Source organism: Niveibacterium terrae, assembly GCF_048213115.1.
Classification (GTDB): Bacteria; Pseudomonadota; Gammaproteobacteria; order Burkholderiales; family Rhodocyclaceae; genus Niveibacterium; species Niveibacterium terrae.
The window spans coordinates 138853-161427 of sequence record NZ_CP172404.1; the positions used below are offsets into that span (position 1 = coordinate 138853).

Annotated in this window: 25 protein-coding genes; 12 read left to right on the forward strand and 13 right to left on the reverse strand. The window is 63.7% G+C overall.

From position 1 onward, the window contains the following. Positions 1-55: 55 nt before the first annotated feature. Together ACHFB9_RS00620 and ACHFB9_RS00625 are read right to left on the reverse strand one after the other, a co-directional pair. Entirely contained in the window at positions 56-538 is a 483-nt protein-coding gene (locus tag ACHFB9_RS00620) for a hypothetical protein (RefSeq protein ID WP_417069039.1), read from the reverse strand. Positions 539-611: 73 nt separating this feature from the next. Continuing rightward, the gene (locus ACHFB9_RS00625; protein WP_417069040.1) at positions 612-1169 is read right to left on the reverse strand and encodes a YgjP-like metallopeptidase domain-containing protein; all 558 of its coding nucleotides are present in this window, start codon (positions 1167-1169) and stop codon (positions 612-614) included. A gap of 212 nt (positions 1170-1381) precedes the next feature. Between ACHFB9_RS00625 and ACHFB9_RS00630 the strand changes: the two genes are divergently transcribed. Next, on the forward strand, positions 1382-2293 hold the full coding sequence (locus ACHFB9_RS00630) for a DUF2167 domain-containing protein (RefSeq protein ID WP_417069041.1): 912 nt from the start codon (positions 1382-1384) through the stop codon (positions 2291-2293). 97 nt (positions 2294-2390) lie between these two features. Then, on the forward strand, positions 2391-3578 hold the full coding sequence (locus ACHFB9_RS00635) for a metallophosphoesterase (protein ID WP_417069042.1): 1188 nt from the start codon (positions 2391-2393) through the stop codon (positions 3576-3578). Here the strand turns inward: ACHFB9_RS00635 and ACHFB9_RS00640 are convergent. Together ACHFB9_RS00640 and ACHFB9_RS00645 are read right to left on the reverse strand one after the other, a co-directional pair. Continuing rightward, on the reverse strand, positions 3526-3876 hold the full coding sequence (locus tag ACHFB9_RS00640) for a pYEATS domain-containing protein (RefSeq protein ID WP_417069043.1): 351 nt from the start codon (positions 3874-3876) through the stop codon (positions 3526-3528). The genes ACHFB9_RS00635 and ACHFB9_RS00640 overlap by 53 nt on opposite strands. Then, positions 3876-4442: a hypothetical protein gene (locus ACHFB9_RS00645; RefSeq protein WP_417069044.1), complete on the reverse strand. Its 567-nt coding sequence runs from the start codon at positions 4440-4442 to the stop codon at positions 3876-3878. Before ACHFB9_RS00645 ends, ACHFB9_RS00640 begins: the two co-directional genes overlap by 1 nt. A gap of 179 nt (positions 4443-4621) precedes the next feature. On the opposite strand from ACHFB9_RS00645, the gene sbcB reads away from it, so the two are divergent. Then, a complete protein-coding gene (gene sbcB / locus ACHFB9_RS00650) occupies positions 4622-6064 on the forward strand; it encodes an exodeoxyribonuclease I (RefSeq protein WP_417069045.1) in 1443 nt (480 codons plus the stop codon). Positions 6065-6068: 4 nt separating this feature from the next. Here the strand turns inward: sbcB and infA are convergent, their stop codons facing one another. Beyond that, the gene (gene infA / locus ACHFB9_RS00655) at positions 6069-6329 is read right to left on the reverse strand and encodes a translation initiation factor IF-1 (protein ID WP_417069046.1); all 261 of its coding nucleotides are present in this window, start codon (positions 6327-6329) and stop codon (positions 6069-6071) included. 127 nt (positions 6330-6456) lie between these two features. Then, complete coding sequence (locus ACHFB9_RS00660; protein WP_417069047.1) at positions 6457-6660, reverse strand: cold-shock protein; 204 nt, start codon at positions 6658-6660, stop codon at positions 6457-6459. 324 nt (positions 6661-6984) lie between these two features. On the opposite strand from ACHFB9_RS00660, the gene ACHFB9_RS00665 reads away from it, so the two are divergent. The 5 genes from ACHFB9_RS00665 to ACHFB9_RS00685 all read left to right on the forward strand — a co-directional run bounded on the left by ACHFB9_RS00665 (position 6985) and on the right by ACHFB9_RS00685 (position 11596). Then, positions 6985-8289: a lactonase family protein gene (locus tag ACHFB9_RS00665; RefSeq protein ID WP_417069048.1), complete on the forward strand. Its 1305-nt coding sequence runs from the start codon at positions 6985-6987 to the stop codon at positions 8287-8289. 48 nt (positions 8290-8337) lie between these two features. Next, entirely contained in the window at positions 8338-9738 is a 1401-nt protein-coding gene (dbpA, locus tag ACHFB9_RS00670) for an ATP-dependent RNA helicase DbpA (protein WP_417069049.1), read from the forward strand. An 85-nt stretch (positions 9739-9823) separates the two neighbouring features. Then, positions 9824-10666 carry an RNase adapter RapZ gene (rapZ, locus tag ACHFB9_RS00675; protein WP_417069050.1) on the forward strand — a complete coding sequence of 281 codons (843 nt, stop codon included), beginning with the start codon at positions 9824-9826 and terminating at the stop codon, positions 10664-10666. Further along, a complete protein-coding gene (locus ACHFB9_RS00680; RefSeq protein WP_417069051.1) occupies positions 10663-11046 on the forward strand; it encodes a NusG domain II-containing protein in 384 nt (127 codons plus the stop codon). The genes rapZ and ACHFB9_RS00680 overlap by 4 nt, the downstream gene beginning before the upstream one ends. A gap of 1 nt (position 11047) precedes the next feature. Beyond that, the gene (locus ACHFB9_RS00685; protein WP_417069052.1) at positions 11048-11596 is read left to right on the forward strand and encodes a Gx transporter family protein; all 549 of its coding nucleotides are present in this window, start codon (positions 11048-11050) and stop codon (positions 11594-11596) included. On the opposite strand, the gene ACHFB9_RS00690 is transcribed toward ACHFB9_RS00685, so the two are convergent. Then, the gene (locus tag ACHFB9_RS00690; RefSeq protein WP_417069053.1) at positions 11571-11963 is read right to left on the reverse strand and encodes an RNA-binding S4 domain-containing protein; all 393 of its coding nucleotides are present in this window, start codon (positions 11961-11963) and stop codon (positions 11571-11573) included. The two genes, ACHFB9_RS00685 and ACHFB9_RS00690, sit on opposite strands and share 26 nt — an antisense overlap. A 156-nt stretch (positions 11964-12119) precedes the next feature. On the opposite strand from ACHFB9_RS00690, the gene ACHFB9_RS00695 reads away from it, so the two are divergent. Beyond that, the gene (locus ACHFB9_RS00695) at positions 12120-13013 is read left to right on the forward strand and encodes an amino acid ABC transporter substrate-binding protein (RefSeq protein ID WP_417069054.1); all 894 of its coding nucleotides are present in this window, start codon (positions 12120-12122) and stop codon (positions 13011-13013) included. A 37-nt stretch (positions 13014-13050) separates the two neighbouring features. Here ACHFB9_RS00695 and ACHFB9_RS00700 read toward each other — a convergent pair whose 3' ends face one another. After that, entirely contained in the window at positions 13051-14181 is a 1131-nt protein-coding gene (locus ACHFB9_RS00700; protein ID WP_417069055.1) for a branched-chain amino acid ABC transporter substrate-binding protein, read from the reverse strand. 340 nt (positions 14182-14521) lie between these two features. Between ACHFB9_RS00700 and ompR the strand changes: the two genes are divergently transcribed. Continuing rightward, positions 14522-15247, forward strand: a complete 726-nt coding sequence (gene ompR, locus ACHFB9_RS00705; RefSeq protein ID WP_417069056.1) for a two-component system response regulator OmpR — start codon at positions 14522-14524, stop codon at positions 15245-15247. Beyond that, positions 15244-16671: an ATP-binding protein gene (locus tag ACHFB9_RS00710; protein ID WP_417069057.1), complete on the forward strand. Its 1428-nt coding sequence runs from the start codon at positions 15244-15246 to the stop codon at positions 16669-16671. The genes ompR and ACHFB9_RS00710 overlap by 4 nt, the downstream gene beginning before the upstream one ends. Position 16672: 1 nt before the next feature. On the opposite strand, the gene ACHFB9_RS00715 is transcribed toward ACHFB9_RS00710, so the two are convergent. From ACHFB9_RS00715 to lptM, 4 genes are all read right to left on the reverse strand, one after another. Further along, positions 16673-17422, reverse strand: coding sequence for a LytR/AlgR family response regulator transcription factor (locus ACHFB9_RS00715; protein WP_417069058.1), 750 nt, complete (start codon positions 17420-17422; stop codon positions 16673-16675). A 31-nt stretch (positions 17423-17453) separates the two neighbouring features. After that, entirely contained in the window at positions 17454-19274 is a 1821-nt protein-coding gene (locus ACHFB9_RS00720; RefSeq protein WP_417069059.1) for a sensor histidine kinase, read from the reverse strand. A gap of 15 nt (positions 19275-19289) precedes the next feature. Further along, the gene (locus ACHFB9_RS00725; RefSeq protein WP_417069060.1) at positions 19290-19436 is read right to left on the reverse strand and encodes a hypothetical protein; all 147 of its coding nucleotides are present in this window, start codon (positions 19434-19436) and stop codon (positions 19290-19292) included. 133 nt (positions 19437-19569) lie between these two features. Next, positions 19570-19731: an LPS translocon maturation chaperone LptM gene (gene lptM, locus ACHFB9_RS00730; RefSeq protein WP_417069061.1), complete on the reverse strand. Its 162-nt coding sequence runs from the start codon at positions 19729-19731 to the stop codon at positions 19570-19572. A gap of 26 nt (positions 19732-19757) precedes the next feature. Between lptM and cyaY the strand changes: the two genes are divergently transcribed. Next, positions 19758-20078, forward strand: a complete 321-nt coding sequence (cyaY, locus tag ACHFB9_RS00735; protein ID WP_417069062.1) for an iron donor protein CyaY — start codon at positions 19758-19760, stop codon at positions 20076-20078. A gap of 2 nt (positions 20079-20080) precedes the next feature. Here the strand turns inward: cyaY and ACHFB9_RS00740 are convergent, their stop codons facing one another. Then, positions 20081-22423 carry a penicillin-binding protein 1A gene (locus ACHFB9_RS00740; RefSeq protein WP_417069063.1) on the reverse strand — a complete coding sequence of 781 codons (2343 nt, stop codon included), beginning with the start codon at positions 22421-22423 and terminating at the stop codon, positions 20081-20083. Between the last annotated feature and the right edge of the window lie 152 nt (positions 22424-22575).

The following is a 22575-nucleotide window of genomic DNA, read 5'->3' on the forward strand; positions in this document are numbered from 1 at the left end:
TCGTATCTGTTGAGGGTTTCAGCGGCGCAGCGGGCCGCTGCGCCGTCGAATCTGCTCAGTGAACGAGCGGGATCGCGAAGTTCTCGTCGAGGCGGTTCAAGGCGCTGATCCGTGCTTCGATCTGGTAGTAGCGCGTTGCCTTGATCGGTGTGATCGCCTTCGCGAATTTGGCAAAGTAGCGCTGGCGCAGTTCGGCATCGGCCGCTGCGATGGCGTTCAGCTCGGAGTACATCCGTTGGGCATTGGCTTCCGTGACCGTTCCGTTGGCCTGGATCAGTTCGAGCAAAGTGGTGGTGCGTCGGCTACCGAGTACTTCGAGTTCGCGCTGGAAAGCGCCGTAGAGCGGCCAGAAGTGCGAAGCTTCGGTTTCGGAGAGCTTCATGTTCTCGCTGATGACGCCTTTGCGGTCGGTCTTCAGGCGGTCGCGCAGTTGCTGCAAGGCGACGGGGTCGGCAGGGACGGCGTAATCGACGGCGCTGGCGGGCAGAGTCAGCCCCAGTCCGAGCAGGCAGGCAAACAACATCAAGATGCGTTTCATAGCAGTCTCCCAGCTATTGGCTGTTTGGCTATAAGGTCAGAGGTTGGCGGGGTCTTGCCGGCCTCTGCGTCCATTATGGCGTGGAGATGACAGTTTCGTGCGATTTTTGCGAATCCTTGCCTTGCCAAGGATTTTGGCCGGAGGCTTCGATCAGACACAGCGCAGCACGGAAATCGAACTCGTACTGGTGGTAGGCCGGTTCCATGTGCCTGCAGAGCTGGTAAAAGGCCTTGTCGTGCGCGCGCTCCTTCTGATGGGCGAGCTCGTGGACGACGATCATTTTCAGGAATTCGGGGGGCGCTTCGCGGAACAGCGTGCTGACGCGGATCTCGCGCTTGGCCTTGAGCCGCCCCCCCTGAATGCGCGAGATCGTGGTGTGGGTGCCCAGTGCGTTGCGGATCACATGCAGCGTGCCGTCCCAGCAGATCCGGGACAGGGGCTCGGACTTGCGCAGAAATTCCGACTTCAGCGCGCTGACGTAGTCGTAGAGCGCGCGGTCGCTGCGTACTTCATGGACATGCGGATATTTCTTGCGCAGCAGCGCGGCGAGCTTGTCCTCGGCGATCAGGCGCAGGATCTGCTCGGTGAGTTCGGACGGATAGCCGGCCAGGCAGGGGGGAAGAGGGGGCATTTCGACATGGTAGCTGGGCTGAGCTGCCGGTATCCAGTGCCGTGCGGGTGCGTCTCTCAATCAGGGGAAAGAAAAGCTGCAAGGATATGCCGGCAAACAAAATGCCAGAGGCATTGGCTCTGCCGTGATGTCGGTCAAGGGCGACGCGGTATTCACATGGTATTCAGGCTGCCCTGCAGCCGCTGGTGCGGCAAGATCCCAAGGAGATCCTGATGTTGCATGTTGTTGTCCGTTGCGCGCTGTGCGTGCTGGCGATGGTCTTCGGCCTGGCCGAAGCATCCAGTGGTGACCGCGAGAATGCCCGGCAGATCTTTGCCGCTGCGCGCGCCGCCGCCACCGATGGCCCAGGAGAGATCAAGCTGATGGATGAAGCCGTCTTGAAGCTTCCTGCCGGCTACTTTTTTGTTGCCGAGCCGCACGCCTCAAAAGTGCTGCATGTGATGGGCAATCCGGGCAATAACCCGCGTCTTCAGGGCCTGGTCTTTCCTGAAAAAGGCGACTGGTTCATGACCGTCCAGTTCGAGAAGGCGGGCTACGTCAAGGATGACGATGCGCGGGACTGGAACGCCGACGATCTGCTCAAGAGCTATCGTGAAGGCACGGAAAAGGCCAACGAGGAGCGCGAGAAAAACGGCGACCGGGGGCTGGAAGTCCTCGGCTGGGCCGAAAGACCGGCCTACGATTCGACCTCTCACCGCTTGGTGTGGGCGATGTCTTCGCGCGAGAAAGGCGCTGGCGCGAACGAACCCCAGGGGGTGAACTACAACACTTACGCGCTGGGCCGCGATGGTTACTTCAGCATGAACCTCGTCACGGCGCTGAATAGTCTCGACGCGGACAAGCCGGCGGCGCGTACGCTGCTGTCGGCGCTGGAGTTCAATCAGGGCAAGCGCTACAGCGATTTCAGCGCTTCGACCGACAAGGTGGCCGAATACGGTCTGACCGCTCTGGTGGCCGGTGTAGCCGCGAAGAAACTGGGCCTTTTTGCGCTGGCCCTGGCTTTCGCCGCCAAATTTGCCAAGCTGGCGATTCTTGCTGTCTTCGCCTTTGGCGGCGTGGCCTTGAAGTTCTTCATGCGGGGCAGGGACAAGAAGGTGGAGTCGGGCGAGGACCCGAGCGCCTGATTCCCGGGCGGTTCCAGCATCCTGTTACCAAAAGGGGCTGGAACTGGCCCGCGCCACCCCGATCTGAGCAGACGTCTCCTCACCGCTGTCTGGCGCCATGCCCTCCCGTCTGCTGATCGTCTTCGTGCTCGTCGTCCTCGCGCTGCTTCACGCGTATCTCGGGTGGCGCTTGCTGCCGGCCCTGGGTCTTTCCACGGGGGGCGTCTGGCTGGGCGGGGTTCTGCTCGCCCTGTCCTTTCTGCTGATGCCTGCTGCGCTGGCCGCGCCGCGGATGCGCCGGAAGAGGCTCGCCGACGTGTTCGGCTGGGCCGGCATGCTGGCGATGGGGCTGTTCTCATCCTTGCTGGTGCTGAGCCTCTTGCGCGACCTTCTGCTCTTCTTCGTGGCGCTGGCGGGCGGCTCGTCCGCCGCGCTGACTCAGGACTCGGCCTGGGGTGTGCTCCTCCTCGCGCTTCTGGCCAGCGGATCGGGCTTTCTGAACGCGCGGCGCACGGCTCGGGTCGTCAGCGTCGACGTGCCGATTTCCGGGCTTCCCGAGGCTCTGGAGGGCTTCACGATCGCGCAGATCAGCGATCTTCACGTCGGACCGACGATCAAACGCGACTATCTGAAGAGGATTGTGCGCCGGGTCAATGAGCTGCACCCCGACCTGATCGCGGTGACCGGAGATCTCGCCGACGGAGGCGTGCCCGAACTGGCCGAACACACCGCGCCTCTGGCCGATCTGCTGGCGCGCTACGGTGCGTATTTCGTGACCGGAAACCACGATCACTATTCCGGAGCCGAGGCCTGGATCGCCGAGGTCGAGCGCCTGGGGCTGACCGTGCTGATGAACGAGCATGTCGTCCTCGATCATCGCGGAGCCGCCCTCGTCGTCGCGGGCGTCACCGACTACGATGCGCATCACATCGATCCTGATCGGCGCAGCGATCCGCACGCCGCGATCGCGGGTGCGCCCTCTGAGGCCGTCGCGGTGCTGCTCGCGCATCAGCCGCGTTCGGCGCCGCTGGCCGCCAAGGCTGGCTTCGCGCTCGTGCTCAGCGGTCACACCCACGGGGGGCAGTTCTGGCCTTGGAATTTCTTCGTCCCGCTGCAGCAACCCTTCACGGCGGGGCTGCACAGGCTGGACGAGCTGTGGGTCTATGTCAGCCGTGGAACCGGCTACTGGGGGCCTCCCAAACGCTTTGGCGCGCCGTCCGAGATCACGCTGCTCCGGCTCGGCAGGGGAGCGCTCAGTTCAGGCGAAGCTGGTGCTGGAGCAGCAGAATCCTGCCGCTGCGGGTGAAGACCCGGATGTCGACCCGTGTGTTACCCCAGGCGGCGCCGCGGGTTGCGAAAGGGGTCCGGGGATTGCCGATCGTGCAGACCCTTCGCACCGGGTGAGGGAAAGTCGGTTCCAGCGAGTACTCGACGCAGAAGATCTCGCGCAGAGTCGCCGGATCGGCACGGATCGCGATCGTCCATTCCCAGCGGCCATTGCCGACCGCGCGGGTGCTCTGGAAAGAGCCCAGCTCGGCCGCTGCTTCGCGCACCGGAAGCAGCAGCGCGATCAGTCCGATCAGCAAGAGCGATCCGCGCCTCATCAGGGATTCTCCTGTACCAGCATCGCCAGGTCGGCATTGCCGACCGGAACCGATGCGCTGATCCAGCGGCGTGCTCCGTCCACGAGTTCGATCCGGATCAGATCGCCCAGATGCAGGTCATTGAGTTCGACCTGGATTCCGCCCTTTCCGCCGATGAAGCGGGCGTGATCGTCGTGGGGGATCTCTTCACGGACCCCACGGCGCGTCACGAAAGCATGGCCTTTCCACTGCAGCCTGATGACGTTCGGCGAGCTCTCGCTCGGAAAGACCAAGTTCAGGCTCACCGTCAGGTTGCCCAGCGCTGCCAGCGCGGCGCGGCTCTCATCGCGCTCCATCCGGACTGCTGTGATCTGCGCGTTGAGGTCGAGGAAATGCGTCAGCGCAGGGACGCCGATCGCCGCGGCGGCGAGCAGCAGGAGCAGGCCGAAGGCGTCGGCTTTGAGCGCGAAGCCTTTCCAGCTCAGGTCGATCACGGTGCGCGAGCCCAGATCCCGCCTCAGAGCCAGGCTCAGGATCAGCACGAGAAGCCCGATGGCCGCCATTCCGTCTCCGAAATCGAGATTCACCACGCCTCCCTTTGCGTTCGACCGATTTAGACGATAGGCACTCGTCATCGCCGGGCCGTGGGCTGCGGCGCAGCTCCTTGATGGGGGTCAAACACGGGAGTCCGGCTGGGTAGGCTTTCCCCGGGCATGGCCGTCCAGCTGCGTAGAATTTCCGTCCAACCTCCCTTACGCTTGCGCTCATGGCCGACCTCAGCTTCTACTGGCACGACTACGAAACTTTTGGCGTTCAGCCGCGGCGCGATCGCCCGGCGCAGTTCGCCGGGATCCGCACCGACGCCGAACTCAACGAGATCGGCGAGGCGAAGATGATCTATTGCCAACCGGCTCCCGACTACCTGCCCGATCCGGAGAGTTGCCTGCTGACCGGAATCCTGCCCCAGATCTGCCTTGAACGTGGGCTGCCCGAGCACGCTTTTGCGGCGGCGATCGCGCACGAGATGGCTCTGCCGGGAACCGTGGGACTCGGTTACAACACGCTGCGTTTCGATGACGAAGTCACCCGTCACCTGTTCTGGCGCAACCTGATCGACCCCTATGCGCGCGAATGGCAGAACGAGTGCGGGCGCTGGGATCTGCTCGACGTGGTCCGCTGCATGTATGCGCTGCGCCCCGACGGCATCGTCTGGCCCAAACACGAGGACGGTCGGCCTTCCTTCAAGCTCGAGCACCTGTCCGCCGCGAACGGCCTTCTTCACGAAGCGGCGCACGATGCGCTGTCCGACGTTCGCGCGACGATCGCTCTGGCCCGCTTGATCCGCGGCCTTCAGCCCAGGCTATGGGATTTCTGCCTGAAGCTCAGAAAGAAGGATGCGGTACTCGCCGAGATCGATCCGGCGAATCCCCGGCCCTTCCTGCACATCTCCGGGATGTTCGGGCCTGAGCGTGGCTGCATCGCGATCGTTTGGCCTCTGGGCGTGCACCCGACCAACAAGAACGAGCTCATCGTCTGGGATCTGGCTCAGGATCCGGCCGAACTCTTTGCACTCGATGCGGCGGCGATCCGCGAGCGCCTGTTCGTCCGAACCGAGGATCTTCCCGAAGGCGTGAGCCGTTTGCCGATCAAGACGATACATATCAACAAGTCGCCGATCGTGATCGCCAACCTGAGGACTCTGTCGCCGGCGATCGCCGAGAAGTGGGGAATCGATTTCGATCTGGCGCTGCAGCATGCTGGAATCGCCCGGCGCGGTCCAAATCTCAACGCGCTTTGGCGGGAAGTGTTCGTCCGTCCGGCGAGCGATCAGCGCGCCGATGTGGACGAGGATTTGTACGGCGGCTTTGTCGGCAACAACGATCGCCGCCTGCTCGAACATCTGCGCTCGATGACGCCGGATGCACTCGCGGCGGAGCGGGTCAGTTTCAGCGATTCACGGCTCGAAGAGCTGCTTTTCCGCTATCGTGCCCGCAATTTCCCGGCGACTTTAAGCGAGGCCGAGCTTGGGCGTTGGAAAGAGCACCGGGTCGCGACTTTGCATCGCGGAGGAGGTGGGGGGAGGACGCTGAACGCTTTCTTCGACCGCATCGATGAACTGAGCGAGACGGCGGATGAGCGCGGTGAAGCAATCCTCGGCGCGCTCTACGATTATGCGGAGCTTATTGCGCCCCCGCTGGAGGATCTGTAGAGGATCAGAAACGGCGGCGCGGAGCGCCGGTCGAAGGGCCGCGATTTTCGATCGCGCGGAAAGTGATGCGGCCCTTGCTCAGATCGTAGGCGGAGAGTTCCAGCGTCACTTTGTCGCCGGAGATGATGCGGATGCGGTGCTTGCGCATCTTGCCCGCCGTGTAGGCAACCAGCTGGTGTCCGTTTTCAAGTGTGACGCGGTAGCGCGCATCGGGTAGAACTTCGGTGACTTGACCGTTCATCACGATCGCTTCTTCCTTGGCCATGAAGACTCCTTTGGGGAATTCGGAAATGGAAAAGCCCGGCATCAGCCGGGCTTTTACTGGGGCCTTCGCTTGGGCGAAGGCCGGAGCAAGCGGTCTGCAGACGCAGGAATGCGTCCGCCACCCCTTCTTACTCGGGACGAATGTTGGAAGCTTGCGCGCCCTTCGGTCCTTGGGTCACGTCAAAGCTGACGCGCTGGTTTTCCTGCAGCGACTTGAAGCCGTTGCCCTGGATAGCCGAGAAGTGCGCGAACAGGTCTTGTCCGCCGTCGTCCGGGGTGATGAATCCGAAGCCCTTGGAATCGTTGAACCACTTCACAGTGCCGTTGGCCATGTTTAAATCTCCAGATAGTAAAAAATATTAGGGACTTGCCCTAGAGAGGCGGGTCGTCAAGGCGGCGGAACGGTGAAGGCAGGAATACCAACTGCGGACGGTACTTAGCAAACAACAGGGACACTGCTTGATGAACTGCAGGCGTAAGGTGAGGCATTTCGCCGAATAAAGCAACATATATTTTCAGGGGGCGAAATGTTTGCGTGGCGGGGATCGCCGCTCTCCCGAGAAATATCCGTGCATAGCTGTGCATGACGGCCGTTGCAGAGAGCCTGCTTGCGCGAGTAGACTTCCCGGCCACCGCCTTAGTATGGAATGTCCATCGTGCCCATCCGTCTGCGTCCTGCCCTCCCGCTCGTCATCTCCGCCCTGCTCTGCGCGTGTGGAGCTTCGAGCAATTCGAGTACGACTCCGTACACGCTGGGCGGAACGGTCAGCGGCTTGAGCCGCGACGGTCTGGTATTGGCCAACGGCAGTGACACGCTGGCCATCGCTTCCGGTGCGACGAGCTTCTCCTTCGGTTCGACGACCGGAAACTACGAGGTCACGGTCGCGACCCAGCCCGAGGGGCAAACCTGTTCGGTCAGCAACGGTAGCGGTAGCGGCGGCAGCGAGGTCAGCAATGTCGTCGTGAGCTGTCGCGCCTACATGGCCTATGTGGCCAATTCGGGTGGCTATTCCTTGGCCCAGTTCAGCCAAGGCACGGACGGTGGGCTGAGTCCCTTGAGCGGTGCCACCGTCGGCACAAGCTACCAGCCTTTCGCGATTGCGCTGAGATCCGACGGCAAGTACGCCTATGCGAGCTATATGAATTCTGCCGCGGTGACCGCGTATTCGGTTTCGAGCGCGGGCGCCTTGACCGCGCTCGGCACGGTAGCCACGGACAGTGCCGGCTACGGCCTCGCGGTCAGCCCCAACGGCAAGTACGTCTATGCCGCGAACTATGGCAGCGCGAGTGTTTCGCAGTTCACGGTCGGTTCCACCGGCAAGCTCAGCGCGATGGCGACGCCTTCGGTGGCCGCCGGGACCAATCCCTATGCGCTGGCAGTCAGCCCGGATGGAAACTATCTGTATGTTGCAAACCAGGGCAGCAACACGATTTCGCAGTACAGCATTGGCAGTGGCGGTGCCTTGACCGCACTGGCGACGGCCAGCGTCAGTACAACGGCAGTCGGTACTTCGCCGATTGCGATCGCGATCGACCCGGACAGCAAATACGTCTATGTGACGCTCGCCGACAGCAACAAGATCGCTCAGTTTGCGATCGGCAGCACTGGCGCGCTGAGCGCGATGAGCCCCGCCAGTATTGCGACCGGCTCTTCGCCGCGCAGCATCACGGTCAGTCCCAATGGCAAGTACGCCTATGTGGCCAACTTCAGCGGCAACACGATTTCGCAGTACAGCATCGCCAGCGGCAAGCTGACCGCGATGACGGTGCCCACGATCGCCAGCGGAACTAATCCGCTCAGCGTCACGATCAGCCCCGATGGCAGCTACGTCTATGCGACGAACTACACCGATGCGACGGTTTCGCAGTACCTGGTTGGTTCCGGCGGGGCGTTGACGAAGCTGTCGACGGCTACGGTGACGACCAGCGGAGTTCAACCGGGCGTAATCGCGGTCCGTTGAGCCAGGGAAAGCTTTCCGTCCCCGGCGGGAAAGCCGGATAATCCGCGGATGACCGAAACTGCCCCGAATCCGGATTCCGCCGCCCTCTCGTTTGCCTCCCTGCCGCTCGCCCCGGCCCAGCTCGCCAATCTCGACCAGCTCGGCTACCGGGCCATGACGGCGATCCAGGCCGCGGCGCTGCCCGCGGCTCTGGCCGGCCGGGATCTGATCGCCCAGGCGAAGACCGGCTCGGGGAAAACCGCGGCTTTCGCTCTGCCGCTGCTGCAAAAAATCGATCAGCCGTGCTTTGCGGTTCAGTCCCTGGTGCTGTGTCCGACTCGGGAACTCGCCGAGCAGGTCAGCGGCGAAATTCGTCTTCTTGCCCGCGCGATTGGCAACATCAAGGTCATGACTCTGTGCGGGGGGACGCCGATCCGTCCGCAGCGGATGAGCCTCGAGCACGGCGCCCACGTCGTCGTCGGCACGCCCGGGCGAGTGCTCGACCACCTCGAGGGCGGCAGCCTGGTCCTCGGACGGCTGGCGACCCTGGTGCTCGATGAAGCCGACCGGATGCTCGACATGGGCTTTCACGATGACATCGCTGCGATCGCATCGCGCTGCCCGCCGCTGCGGCAAACCCTGATGTTTTCGGCGACTTTTCCCGAGGATATCGCGGAGTTGGCGAGCCGCTTCCTGAAACAGCCGGAGACGGTCAAGCTGGCGAGTGCGCACGACGCGTCGAAGATCCGTCAGCGCTTCTATGAAGTTGCGCCCGAAACGCGCTTCGCGGCAGTCGTCCGCCTGCTCCGCCACTATCGTCCGGCGAGCTCCATCGCTTTCTGCAACACCCGCCAGCAGTGCCGCGAACTCGTCGAAGCGCTGCAGGCCGAGGGCATTGTTGCGCTCGCTCTGCACGGCGAGCTCGAGCAACGCGAGCGCGATCAGGTCCTGGTGCGTTTCGCGCAGCGCAGCTGTTCGGTGCTGGTCGCGACCGATGTTGCGGCCCGGGGGCTGGACATAGCCCAGCTCGAAGCGGTCATCAACGTCGATCTGAGTCCCGATCCGGATGTGCACCTGCACCGGATCGGTCGGACCGGGCGCGGTGATGCCGAAGGCTGGGCTTTCAGCCTGGTTGCGCCTGAACAGAGGGGGAGGGCGGAGGCGATCGCGACGGCCCTAGCGATTTCGCTCGACTGGAAGGCTCTGGAGGAACTTTCCGACCGCAGCGAAGCGTTGCTGCCCGAGATGGCGACGCTGCAGATCCTCGGCGGTCGCCGCGACAAAATTCGTCCCGGCGACGTGCTGGGCGCTCTGATCGGTGTCGGCCTGAGCCGGGAGCAGGTCGGCAAGATCGCCGTGATGGAGGCCCAGACCTATGCGGCGGTCGCGCGCGAGTTCGCCGACGGGGTGGTTCGTAAGCTGGGCACTGGCACTATCAAGGGGCGACGGGTCAAGCTGAGGCGGCTCTGAGCCGAGCCTACGATTGAGCAGTGAGCCCCCTCAGGAGCCGGGCTTTCCTTATACTAGCGACGCTTCCTCCGAGACCGCCCCCATCATGCAACTGATCCTGCTTTCCGGTTTGTCGGGTTCCGGCAAGAGTATCGCGCTTGCCGTCCTCGAAGATGCAGGCTACTACTGCATCGACAATCTTCCCGCGACTCTGCTGCCCCAACTGGTCGTGCACCTGCGCGAATCCGGCTATAGCCGGGTTGGCGTCGCTGTCGATGTGCGCAGCGGAGTCAGCCTCAAGGCTTTGCCGCAGACCGTGGAGACCCTGCGCGGTCTCGTCGAGGATGTCCGCTTCGTGTTCCTCGAGGCGCGCAACACGGCCTTGATCGCGCGTTTTTCCGAAACCCGGCGTCGTCACCCGCTGGCCGACGATGGCACGACCCTGCTCGAAGCGATAGAGCGCGAGCGCGATCTGCTCGAGTCGGTCGGCGAACTAGGTCAGCGCATCGATACCAGCGACCTGCATCCGAATACGCTGCGCGGCTGGATTCGCGACATCATCGATGCCGAGCCGGCCGAAGGCCTGACCGTGCTCTTCGAATCCTTCGGTTTCAAGCACGGCATCCCGCTCGACGCCGATCTGGTCTATGACGTGCGCTGCCTGCCCAATCCCTTCTACGATCCGGCCCTGCGCGCGCTGACCGGCTGCGACCAACCGGTGATCGATTTTCTCGCTGCGCACGATGAAGTCGGGAGGATGGTCGAGGACATCGGCAGTTATCTCGATCACTGGCTTCCGGCCTATATGCGCGATTCGCGCAGCTATCTGACCGTCGCGATCGGCTGCACCGGTGGCCAGCATCGCAGCGTTTATATCGCCGAGACGCTCGCCGCGCGTTTTCGCGATCAGGTCAGGGTTCTGCTCCGCCATCGCACGCTGCGCTCGTGAGCGGAGCGTTCTGGCTCCGCCTGATCCGACCCGGAGACTGGCTGAGCCTCGCCCTGGGGCTGATCTCTGTGCTGGCTCTGGGCCTGCATTTCTGGAGCGCCGATAAGCCTCAGAAGGCCCAGATTCGTGCCGGTGGCCGTCTGGTCGCCGAATTGCCGCTCGACGCCCCGCGCGTCTTCACGGTCAGCGGCCCGCTGGGGCTGACCCGTATCGAGATTCAGCCGGGGCGGGCGCGCGTCGCCCGCGATCCGGGCCCCCGTCAGTACTGCGTGCGCCAGGGCTGGCTTGCCTATTCGGGGGCGGTTGCGATCTGCGCGCCGAACCAGGTTACTCTGTCCGTGCTCGGTCGTAGCCGCCAGTACGACTCGCTGGGTTACTGAGATGAAGCGCACCGAGATCGAACTCGTTCCCGATCAACAGGACGTGCGGATCGCGCACTTCGCGGCAGCCGCGATCCTGCTCTCGGTTGCCGAGTCGGCGATTCCCTTGCCTCTGCCTGGAGTCAAGCCGGGCCTGGGGAACATCGTTGTGCTGATCGTGCTGTGGCGCTGGGGCTGGCGCGATGCGGCCTGGGTCGCGCTGCTCAGGGTCTTCGCGGCAAGCCTGCTGCTCGGTCAGTTTCTCGCGCCGGGCTTCTTCCTGAGTCTGGCTGGATCACTCGCCAGCCTTGCCGTGCTGGGCATCGCTTCCCGGCTGCCCCGGCGCTGGTTTGGGCCGGTCACGGCCAGCCTTGCCGCCGGTTTTGCGCATATCGGCGGTCAGCTCGCTCTGGCGCGGCTGTGGCTGGTGCCTCACGACGGAGTGTTCGCGCTGTCCCCTGTCCTGGGCGCTTCGGCGCTGATCTTCGGACTCGTCAACGGTCTCGTCGCCGCCCGCTTGCTGACGGGCCTGCCCGTGCGCGGCGCTACTGATCCCGCCAGCGTTCGATAGTGCGCCGATCGCGCTTGGTGGGGCGGCCGTGGCGCTCGCCCGCCGGCTCGACGCCGAGCTGCCTGGCCTCTCTTGCGGCTTCGCGCCGGGCGATGCTCTCGGCGGTCTCTTCATAGAGTTTCTGGGCTTCGGGGGCAGAGCCCCGGCGCTCTCCGATTGCAACGACGATCAGCTCGCGCTCCCCCGTTTCGGTGCTGACCCGGATCCGGTCGCCGGCCTTGACCTCGCGGGCCGGTTTTACCCGTACTCCGTTCAGATGAACCGTGCCGCCATCGACGGCCGTCGTCGCCAGCGTGCGAGTCTTGAACATCCGTGCTGCCCACAGCCATTTGTCGATGCGGGTCTGAGTCAGATTTGGTGAAGCCATGTCAGGATCCAGTAAAGGCCTAGGCCTGTCGTGCCGTAAATTTGAAGAATGTCGGGCAGTTTAGCTTGAACGGGCGAAGGATCCGGAGCGGCTTAGGTCGGCCGGCGATCCGGGATTCGGCATAATCAAGCGATTTGCATAATTGGAGGTGTGTCCGTGAAACCACTCTGCACTCTCTTTGCTGTGCTGCTGCTCGGAGCCCCCGTCTCTTCCGCCCTGGCGGCCGGAACCCTGGACTCGATCCGTGCCAGCCAGACTCTGCGCGTTGGTGTTCGCGATTCTTCGGTGCCCTTCGCCTATCGCCTGCCCAATGGCGAGGTGGTCGGCTACTCGGTCGATATCTGCCAGAAAATCGTCGAGAGACTCGCCAAGGATAAGGCGATTCCTGGCCTGAAGATGGTCAAGGTTCCGGTCAATGCCGCGGAGCGGATTCCCAAACTGCTGAGCCAGCAAGTGGACCTCGAATGCGGTTCTTCGACGCTGACGCGTGAGCGCCTCCTGCACGTCGATTTCTCATATCCGATCTTCTTTTCGTACATGAAGATTCTTTCCCCGCGCAAGATCGGGGTCAGGGGACTCGCCGACCTGAAGGGCCGGCGCGTCGCGGTGACCGCGGGCTCTTCCGGAGAGACCGAGATCCGTCAGTGGAACAGCAGCAAGGCTCTGGGCATTGCCGCGATCCAGGTTTTTCCTCAGCAGAGCGAATCTTTCGCACAGCTCGTCCAGGGGCGGGTCGATGCCTTTGTGACGGATGACGTGATCCTCTATGGCCTGAGGGCAACGCTGCCCGATCCTGACAGCTATGTGGTCTCGGATGAGAAGCTGACCGTGGAACCCGTAGCGCTGATGTTGCGCAAGAACGATGTGGCGTTTCGCGCCGAGGTCAATGCCGCGCTGAAGAGCCTGATGAGCTCGGGCGAGATCCGGCAGATCTACCGGAAGTGGTTCGAGCTGCCGATACCGCCTTCGGGTAAGGCTTTGCGTCTGCCCAGCAGCATTCTGCTCAACGAGACGATCCGCTTCCCGATGGACGTTCCTCCCGCTTACTGAGCGTGTCCGGGCGGCGTTCCGCGCCGCCCGTCCTGACTTATTTGCCCAAGCTTTCCAGCACTTCCCACTTGCCTTTGCTGACCCGATAGACCGTGATGCCACCCTGTTTCAGATCGCCGCGCGCATCGTAGCCGAGCTGGCCACTGCTGACTCCGGCGAGCTTGATCGCCGCGAGCTGGGGAAGGTATTTGGCCGGTTCGACCGAGTTGGCCTTCTTCATCGCCGCGATCAGGGCCTGGGTGCCGTCATAGGCGTAGGGCGAGTAGGTTTCTACCCTGGACCCGAAGCGCTTTTCGTAGCGGGCGACATAGCTGGCCCCTCCGGGCATCTTTTCGAGGGGCAGACCGGCCAGCGAGGCAACGACCCCTTCCGCGGCGTCGCCAGCGAGCTTGATGAAGCCGTCGCTTTTGACCATCTCTCCGGAGATCAAGGTCGTGCGGAAGCCCAACTGGTGCAGTTGCTTCGCCATCGGGGCGGCCTGGACTTCGGAGCCGCCATAGAAAATCGCCTGAGCCCCGGTCGGCTTGATGCGAGTCAGGATCGCCGAAAAATCGACAGCCTTGTCGGTCGTGAACTCGCGGGCCACGATCTTCGCGCCGGCCGCTTTGGCGGCCTTCTCGAACTGATCGGCCAGGCCCTGGCCGTAGGCGGTGCGGTCGTCGATGATCGCGAGGTTCTTGAAGCCGAGGCGGGAGACGACGAAACGGCCGAGCACCGAGCCTTGCTGGGTGTCCGAAGTCATCATCCGGAAAGTCGTCTTGAAGCCCTGCTCCGTATAGACGGGGGACGTCGCCATCGAGACCTGGGGGATGCCGGCGGCTGCATACACTTTTGAGGCCGGGATGCTGGTGCCGGAGTTGAAATGGCCCAGCATTCCCTTGATCCCGGCGTCGACGAGGCGTTGCGCAACGACGGTGCCGCTGCGCGGATCGGCCTGATCGTCTTCGGAGAGCAGTACGAACCGGACTTCCTTGCCGCCTATCTTCGGTTTGCCGGCGTTCGCTTCCTCGATCGCGAGCAGCACGCCGTTCTGCATGTCCTTGCCGTAGTGTGCCTGGGGGCCGGTCAGCGGGGCGGCGAAACCCAGTTTGACTTCGAGTGGTGCGGCCTGGGTGGCGGTGCCGCCGAGCGCCAACATCAGTGCGACCAGTGTCCGTGCTTTGACCATCAGCTTCTCCCGTGAGCAGGCCACCCATGGTGGCCATCGTGAAATCGCCCCGTCCCGGACGGGATGAGGCCCTTTCAGCGGGCACAAGCCTGCCGCCCGCTTTGCAAACCTGGTGTTTTCCTATGCCTCCTATAAGCAAGCCTGAGGCCATCCTTGCTTGATGGGGAAAGCGCCGTTTTCCGGGTTCTGCTCAGTGAGAGAGGGGGAACGCTGCACTTTTCATGGGCGACTGGGCTGACAATGGTGCGAAGCCACGGCTCTTCGGCAAAAGCCGGCGGTGAGTCATACTCTGAAAGAAGTGCACAACATGCCTGTTGCTGCGAATCGTTAGACTGCCACCATGAGCCAATCCTCCCTGATCTGGGTCATCGACGACGACCCTGAATTGCGCAGCCTGCTCGCCGAATATCTCGCCCGCGAGAATTTCGACGTGCGGACCTTTTCCGATGCGGCGGATCCCCTGCGGCGCCTGCCGCGCGAGCGTCCCGACCTGATCGTCCTCGACCTGATGTTGCCGGGCGAGGATGGTCTTTCGGTGTGCCGGAGGATACGAGGGATGGGCGATGAAGTGCCCATCATCATGCTGACGGCACGCTCCGATCCAATAGATCGTGTGATCGGCATCGAAACCGGCGCTGATGACTATCTGGGCAAGCCCTTCCTGCCGCGCGAGCTGGCTGCCCGTATCCATGCGGTGCTCCGCCGCCGCCGGATGCCGACCCCGGGAGCACCGCTGCCCGACGGGCAGATCGTCAGCTTCGGCAATTGCCGTCTCGATCTCGCGAGCCGTAGCCTGTGGCGCGAAGGGGAGAGGGTTGAGCTGACGACCGGTGAGTTTTCGCTGCTCGCGGCGCTGGCTCGCCATCCGCACCAGCCGCTGACGCGCGAGCGTCTGATCGAGCTGGCGCGTGGTCCCGAAGCGGAAACCTACGAGCGCAGCATGGATGTTCAGATCTCGCGTCTGCGCCGCCTGGTCGAGCCCAACCCGACCCGTCCCCGGCACATCCAGACCGTCTGGGGCGTCGGCTACGTCTTCGTGCCCGAGTCGGGTGAGGCCATCGCGTGAAGCATTGGCTGGGTTCGCTGAACCTGCGCCTGGCTTTGATCCTGTTGCTGGCCTTGATGGGCAGCTACAGCCTGATGACTTGGTTCTTCCAGACTCGCCTCGCCGAAGCGAGGACCGGGCAGTTGGCCGCGTCGGTTGCGGCCCAGGTGCGCCAGGTCGAGAGCGAGGTGAAGCTCGGCGGCTCCGTGGCCGGCCTGGGTTCCCGGCTTCACTTGGGGGGGCTACCGCCCGGGCAGAGGTGGCATGGCGGTGAGGGTGGTCCTCGTTTCCGCGAATTGCCCGACGCTGAACGTGGAGAGCCTCCGTTGCGGAGCAACGAGGCACGCCCACCGCATCGCGATTTTCCGACTCGTGGAGAACCCATCGATCCGGATTCTCCGCGCAAGGAAGGGATGCGCCGCGACCCCTTCGCCGAACAGATGCACCATCGCCTGTCCCAGGCTCTCGATCTTGAGTTAGGCAGAGCGGTCAAATTTCACTTCGCGCACGGTCCTGGCGGTCCCGGTCTCTGGGTGCGCCTCGTTGGAGAGCCCGAACGCTGGCTGTGGGTTGCGGTTCCTTTTCCCACTCCGGATCGCTGGTCCGACGGAGTTCTGGTGATTCCCGGAGTCGGTTTCGTGCTGGCTTTCGTCGCGGCGCTTTTCCTGGTCGTGCAGGTCAATCGGCCGCTGCGCCGCTTGGGCGAAGCCCTGGCACAGGTCGGCGGGCAGGGCGAAGCCAAGCCTCTGGCCGCGGAAGGATCGAGCGAGATCCGCGCGCTGACCGGAAACTTCAATGCGATGCTCGATCGCCTGAAGAGACTGGAGAGCGACCGCACGACGATGCTGGCCGGAATCGCCCACGATCTGCGCACTCCGATCACAAGGCTGCAGCTGCAGATCGAGCTGGCCGGAGGGGAGCGCAAGGAAGCGATGTTGCGCGAGCTCGCACAGATGAGCGAGATCTTCGAGCAGTTTCGCCTCTTCGCCGGGGGAGGGCAGGGCGAGCGCGCCGAGGCGCGCGATCTGGGCTTGCTGCTCGAAGAAATGTGTGAGCCCTGGTGCGAACAGGGACTTGCCCTGGATCTGGAGGCGGAGCTGACCGCGGTGGTCAAGCCAGCGGCCTTGCGGCGCGCGATCGAGAACCTGCTTGGCAACGCTTTCGCTTATGGGGCCGAGCCGGTCGCGCTTCGCCTGCGTACCCGTGGCGACGAGGTGCTGATCGAGATCAGCGACCACGGCCGCGGCATTCCTGAGGCTGAATTTGCTGAAGCTCTGAGGCCCTTCTCGCGTCTGGATCCGGCGCGCGGTGGCTCTGGCCACAGCGGCCTGGGCTTGGCGATCGTCGATCGCCTGATCGCCGACATGGGCGGAAGACTGGAGCTCGAGAACTGCGTCGGGGCGGGCCTCACCGCCCGGCTGATCCTGCCCCGGGCGCCGGCCTGAATCACATCTGCTTGAACAGGTGGTTGAAGCTGCGGCTCACTTCGAGCCGTTCGCTGAGGCCGCGGATGCCAACCATCAGGTGGCCGCGCTCGTCGCGGATGACTGCCGTGATCGCGTCGACCCTGACCAGGGTCGCGCGGTGGATCTGCCAGAATTCGTCCGGGTCGAGCTCGATGACCAGCTCGCGGATCGGCTTGCGGATCAGCGCTTCGAAGCTGGCGGTCTGAACCCGGGTGTATTTCTCGTCCGAGGTGAAGAAGAGGATTTCGCGCGTCGCGATCATCCTCAGCGCATTGCCGACGCTGGCCTGTATCCACTTCAGATAGCTCCTCTGCCCGCCGGAGAGCGTGTTCGAGAGCCGAAGCAGCATCTGGTTCAGGTCGGGCGGAGGCTCGACGAGTCTGGCTTTGAGCCGTTCCACCGTCCGCGCCAGTCTTTCCGGGTCGACCGGTTTCATCAGGTAATCGACCGCGCCGCGCTCGAATGCTTCGACCGCGTACTGGTCGTAAGCGGTCACGAAGACGACGTGGGCGTGGAGGCAGACTTCGCGTGCCGCCTCCAGCCCCGAGCGGCCGGGCATCCGGATGTCCAGGAAGGCGATGTCCGGCTTCAACTCTTCGGCCATCGCGACGGCTTCGTCGCCGTTTTTCGCCTCGCCGAGGATCTCCAGCTCGGGCCAGGCTTCCTTCAGCGCGAGGTGGATCTGCTCGCGCATCAGGCGTTCGTCGTCGGCGATCAGGGCGGTGGGCATGAGTTTTCCTGGCTCGGTTCTCGGGCGACGATCAGCACGCCTTGGTTTGCTGCCCCTCGTCGTCGCGGTAAGGGATTTCGATGACCGCGATCGTACCGCCTCCTTCATTCGGTGACAGCGTCAGCGTCGCTGAATTTCCGTAGAGCAGGCGCAGTCGTTCGCGGATATTGGAGAGGCCCACTCCGTCCTGCGCATCGGCGGTGAAGCCCGCTCCGGTGTCGGCCACCCGGACTCTGAGCTTGCCGCGTGCGATCTCGGCAAGCACGTCTATCCGTCCGCCTTCGGGCTTGGGTTCCAGGCCGTGCTTGATGCTGTTCTCGATCAGGGTTTGCAGCATCATCGACGGGAACTCGGCGCAGAGGATGCCTTCGGGGACAACGAGCGAGAACTCCAGCCTCTCCTCCATCCTGACCTGCATGATCTCCAGATAGGCGCGGGACATCGAGGCCTGGCGGCCCAGAGTGCTGCGCTGCGCATCGTCGCGCATCTGCGGGATTGCGGCGCGCAGGTACTGGATCAGCGTTTTCTGGACCTGGGAGGCGCGCTGCGGGTCGGTGCGGATCAGCTGGTCGACAGACGCGAGCGTGTTGAACAGGAAGTGAGGTTCGATCTGCGCCTGCATCGCATGCAGCTTTGCGTCGGCGGCTTCGCGCTCCAGTCTCGCCAGGTCGGCGGCGATCCGCGCGGAGCCCGCATCCTGCTCGGCGCGGCGTTTGCCGCCAGCGAGCAGCTTCATGATCGCGAGGCTGACGATCGCGAGGAAGGCGAGCGAGGCGATGTTGAAACCGCGCTCGCTGTTCGAGACTTTGTCGGAGCTCTCCTCTATCTTCGCTTCGACTTTCGCGCGGATTTTCTCTTCGAGCGCTCTGGCCCGCTCGGGGGTCATCCCGGGAAGATTGGCGAGTTCGGGCGTCCGGATCTCGACCTTGCCCTCACCCTTGTCCTTGTTGATCGTGATTCCGCCCTGACCGATCTGGACGTGGCTCTTGATTCTGCCATCGGCGTCGCGCTCGATGATGTTGATGCCTGACGGACCAATCTTTACATCGGCTTTCTTGCCCGTCGTGGGCGCAGAGGGGGCTTCCGGCGCTTCGGGAGCCGCCTGAGCGCTCTCCTCGTCGTCCGCGTTGGCATCCTCGGTGATGCTGTTGGAGGCCGCAGCCAGCGGTGCCGACGCACTGACTGAGGATCGGGCCGTGGTGTGGGTGACCGTGGTCGCCGGGCGATCGCTGGGGTCGAAGAGGCTCTCAGCAATACCCGCGGCGATCAGTAGCAGCAGGCCGACCAGCAGCAGACGGGGCCAGGTGATCCGCTGCAGCCAGTTGCCGTTTGCTGTATCGCCCGATGCCCCGGGATCGGCCTGCTCGGTGCCTGCTTGCGCTTCGGCGGCCTTGGGAGGGAGGGCGAGCTTGACCGCGACCAGCGCGATCAGCAGACCGAACATCAGGCCGGCCAGATCCCTGCCGCCGGCGAGACTGTCCGAGATCACCGCGCTGGCGATCAGCGCACACAGGCCGACGGCCAGCAGGCGCTTCCAGCTCGTCACCGCGAGCCAGTCACTGAGTTTCTGCCAGCTCTCGCGGACCGTTTGTCGGGTCGCCTCGGCGCCGACGCTCAGGCTCTTGGCGGCGAGCAGGCACAGGGTCAGCGCCGTTGCGGTGAGGCCGGAGGCCCATGCCGGATGCACCGCCACGACGGCGAGCAGGCGAAGCAGAGCGAATGCGGCCAGGCCGATCAGCGGCAGCGAAATCCAGGGGGCGGACTGCATCCAACCGGACAGGCGCGAGCGCAGGTCTGGAGTTCCCTCCGCGGCGGATTCGGTTTTCAGGGTGTCGGTTTCGTCGGGCTTCATGATGTCGGCTCGCGTTCAGACGTGATGGCGGGAGAGCAGAGGCAGAGTCGAGACCGTCACGATACTCGAATGCTGCCCGGGGAAGGGGGCAGCCAGAGCAAGGCCGGCGAGCAGCATCACGATTGCGGCCAGCAGCAGAGCGAAAAGGGGAGAGCGTTTCATCTTTGCCTCGGATCGGAGCGCTCCGGGGGAGGAGCGTTGTCCGTACTCTAGGCAGGGGTTTTCCCCTGTTCAGCCGGGCTGCGACGAAATGCGCAAAGAGGGGAATGAGGCGTGAATTGCGGCGATGGATGGATCAGCTCTTCGCCGCCGGTTTGCTAAGATCCGCGGCGGGCGCCGACTGCGCAGGCGCTGGCTGAGCCTTGGGCTGGGCCGGAAGATACAAAGCCCCCTTGATTCCGCATCCCGTCAGCAGGGCGGCGAAGAGGGCGATCAGGACGAGACGTGCGGTTTTCATAGGCTCTGGCTGGAAGGAGAGAACGGATGGACGAAACGGAATTCAACGCGCTGGCCGAAGCGGAACTCGGGCGTATCGAGGCGGCTTTCGAAGCCGCGGATCTCGACATCGACCAGCAGCCCGGAGGCGTTCTGCAGGTCGAGTTCGACGATGGCAGCCAGATGATCATCAACCGCCATTCGGCAGCCCGCGAGATCTGGGTTGCGGCACGGTTGGGCGGTTTTCATTTTCGCTACGACGCGGGGCGCTGGATCGCGACCCGCGATGGCGCCGAGCTGTGGCAGAGCCTCGAGACGCTCGCCACCGCTCAGGCAGGCCGCGCGGTCAGACTCGAACGCGCGGCCTGAACTCAAGGCCTGTCCTCGGTGTGATGCTCGCGTGACGGAGCGGCCGGGAGCGGATTTGTGTCGTTGCCGGGGGTGGGGGTTTGTGGATCCCCTCCATCGCTTTCCTGATGGGTGTCGGCGGGAGCCTGGCCCAGCTTTTCTTCGTAGATCAGGTCATTTTTTCCGTCATCGGTGTGGATAGGGGTCAGACCCGGAGGCGCTTCGAAGACCTGTTCCGGCACGCCGCGCAGGGCTTTGCCCATAAAGTTGATCCAGATCGGCAGCGAGGCGGTGCCGCCGGTCTCGCCCGCGCCGAGTTTGCGCGGCTGGTCGTAACCGATCCAGGTGATGCCGACCAGCGTGGGCTGGTAGCCGCAGAACCAGGCATCGACGTAGTCGTTGGTCGTGCCGGTCTTGCCGGCCAGGTCGCTGCGCTTCAGGGCCATCGCTTTGACTGCGGTGCCGTGGCGGACGACGTCCTTGAGCATGCTGTCCATCAGGTAGGCGTTGCGCGGGTCGAGAACCCGCGGTGCATCTCCTCCGGCGACCTGGACCGGAGTGCGAGCCAGCACGTTGCCGCGCTCATCCTGCATCTCCTTGACGACGAAGGGCTGGATCCGATAACCGCCGTTCGCGAAGACCGAGTAGGCCTGGGCCATTTGCCACGGCGTGACGGAACCCGCGCCCAGCGCCATCGTCAGGTAGGCGGGGTGCTTGGTCGGATCGAAGCCGAAGCGTCCGATGTAGTCCTGGGCGTATTGCGGGCCGATCGAGTTGAGCACGCGGATCGACACCATGTTCTTCGATTTCATCAGCGCGGTGCGCAGAGTCATCGGACCATCGTATCGGCCGTCGTAGTTCTTCGGCTCCCAGGTCTGGCTGCCTGTCTGTCCCGCCGAGAAAGTCATCGGCGAGTCATCGAAGACGCTGCTCGGCGAAAAACCCTTTTCGAGCGCCGCCGAGTAGATGAAGGGCTTGAAGCTCGAACCGGGTTGGCGCCAGGCCTGGGTGATGTGGTTGTACTTGTTGCGGTTGAAGTCGAAACCGCCGATCAGCGCCTGGACCGCTCCGTTTCGCGGATCAACGGCGACGAAGCCGCCTTCGACTTCGGGCACCTGGACGATTTCCCAGCGCTTCTCCCCCTGGGCGATCCGGATCACCGCGCCGCGGCGCAACTGCTTGTTCTGCGGGGCGTTGGCTGCCAGCATCGGTGCGACCGAGCGCAGCCTGTCCTTCCCGAAGGCGATGATCTCTCCGCCCCGCTTATAGACGCGCATCCCGGTCGGCGAGGCGTCGAGCACGATCGCCGGCAGCATTTCACCGTTGTCGGGGATGTCTTCGAGCAGCACGTCCAGCGCTTCGTCGCTGTCGCTCGTGACGCCGCTCATGTCGACATAGGCTTCGGCGCCGCGATAGGCGTGGCGGCGCTCGAAGTCGATCAGGCCGCGGCGCAAGGCCGAGTAAGCGGCCTCCTGAGCGGTGGAGCTGATCGTCGTGATGACGCGGATGCCGGACGTGTAGGCGGCTTCCTTGAACTGGTCGACAGCCATCTGCCTGGCCATTTCGGCGACGTACTCGGCGTGAACCGGATAGGTTTCGGTGCGCGTCCCGTGCAGAACCTTGAGCGGAGTCTCCAGTGCCGTCTGGTACTGGCTGTCGTCGATATAGTGCAGCTCGTGCATCCGCCTGAGCACATACTGCTGACGCAGGCCAGCCCGCTTGGGATTGGTGACCGGGTTATAGGCCGACGGGGCCTTCGGAAGGCCCGCCAGCATCGCTGCTTCGCCGACCGTGACCTGGGACAAGGGCTTGCCGAAGTAGGTCTGCGAAGCCGAAGCAAAGCCATAGGCCCGCTGGCCCAGGTAGATCTGGTTGAAATAGATTTCGAGGATCTGGTTCTTGGACAGATTCTTTTCTATCTTGAGCGAGAGCAGGATCTCATAGAGCTTTCGGCTGTATGACTTCTCCCGGGTCAGGTAGAAGTTGCGGGCGACCTGCATCGTGATCGTGCTGGCCCCCTGCCTCTTTCCGCCGCTGAAGACGTTCGCGGCCGCGGCGCGGAGGAAACCGGCGATGTCGATGCCGCCGTGCTGGTAGAAGCGGTCGTCTTCGGCGGCGATGACGGCATTCTTCATGTGTTCGGGCACGTCCTGGATGCGGGCGAAAGTGCGGCGCTCCTCGCCGAATTCACCGATCAGCTGGCCGTCCGACGTATAGACGCGCAGCGGGATGCGCGGGCGGTAGTCGGTCAGCGCTTCCAGGGAGGGGAGCTTGGGCCAGGCAAACGCTGCGGCCAACCCAAGGGAGGCGACAACAAGCAGGGCAAGGCCGAAGAGCACGGCGGCAATATAAGCGAGAACGCGCATGGTCTGAACCGGGTAACGGAAGCCGCGATTATATGCCTGAGCGTGCCCGGCCCGGTTCGAGTCTGCTTGTTTTCATTCCTTTTTCATAATTTTGGCTTTACATATGTTTTGAAATGCTGATAGGATCTCAAGTAAATTGTCGTAATTGCGTC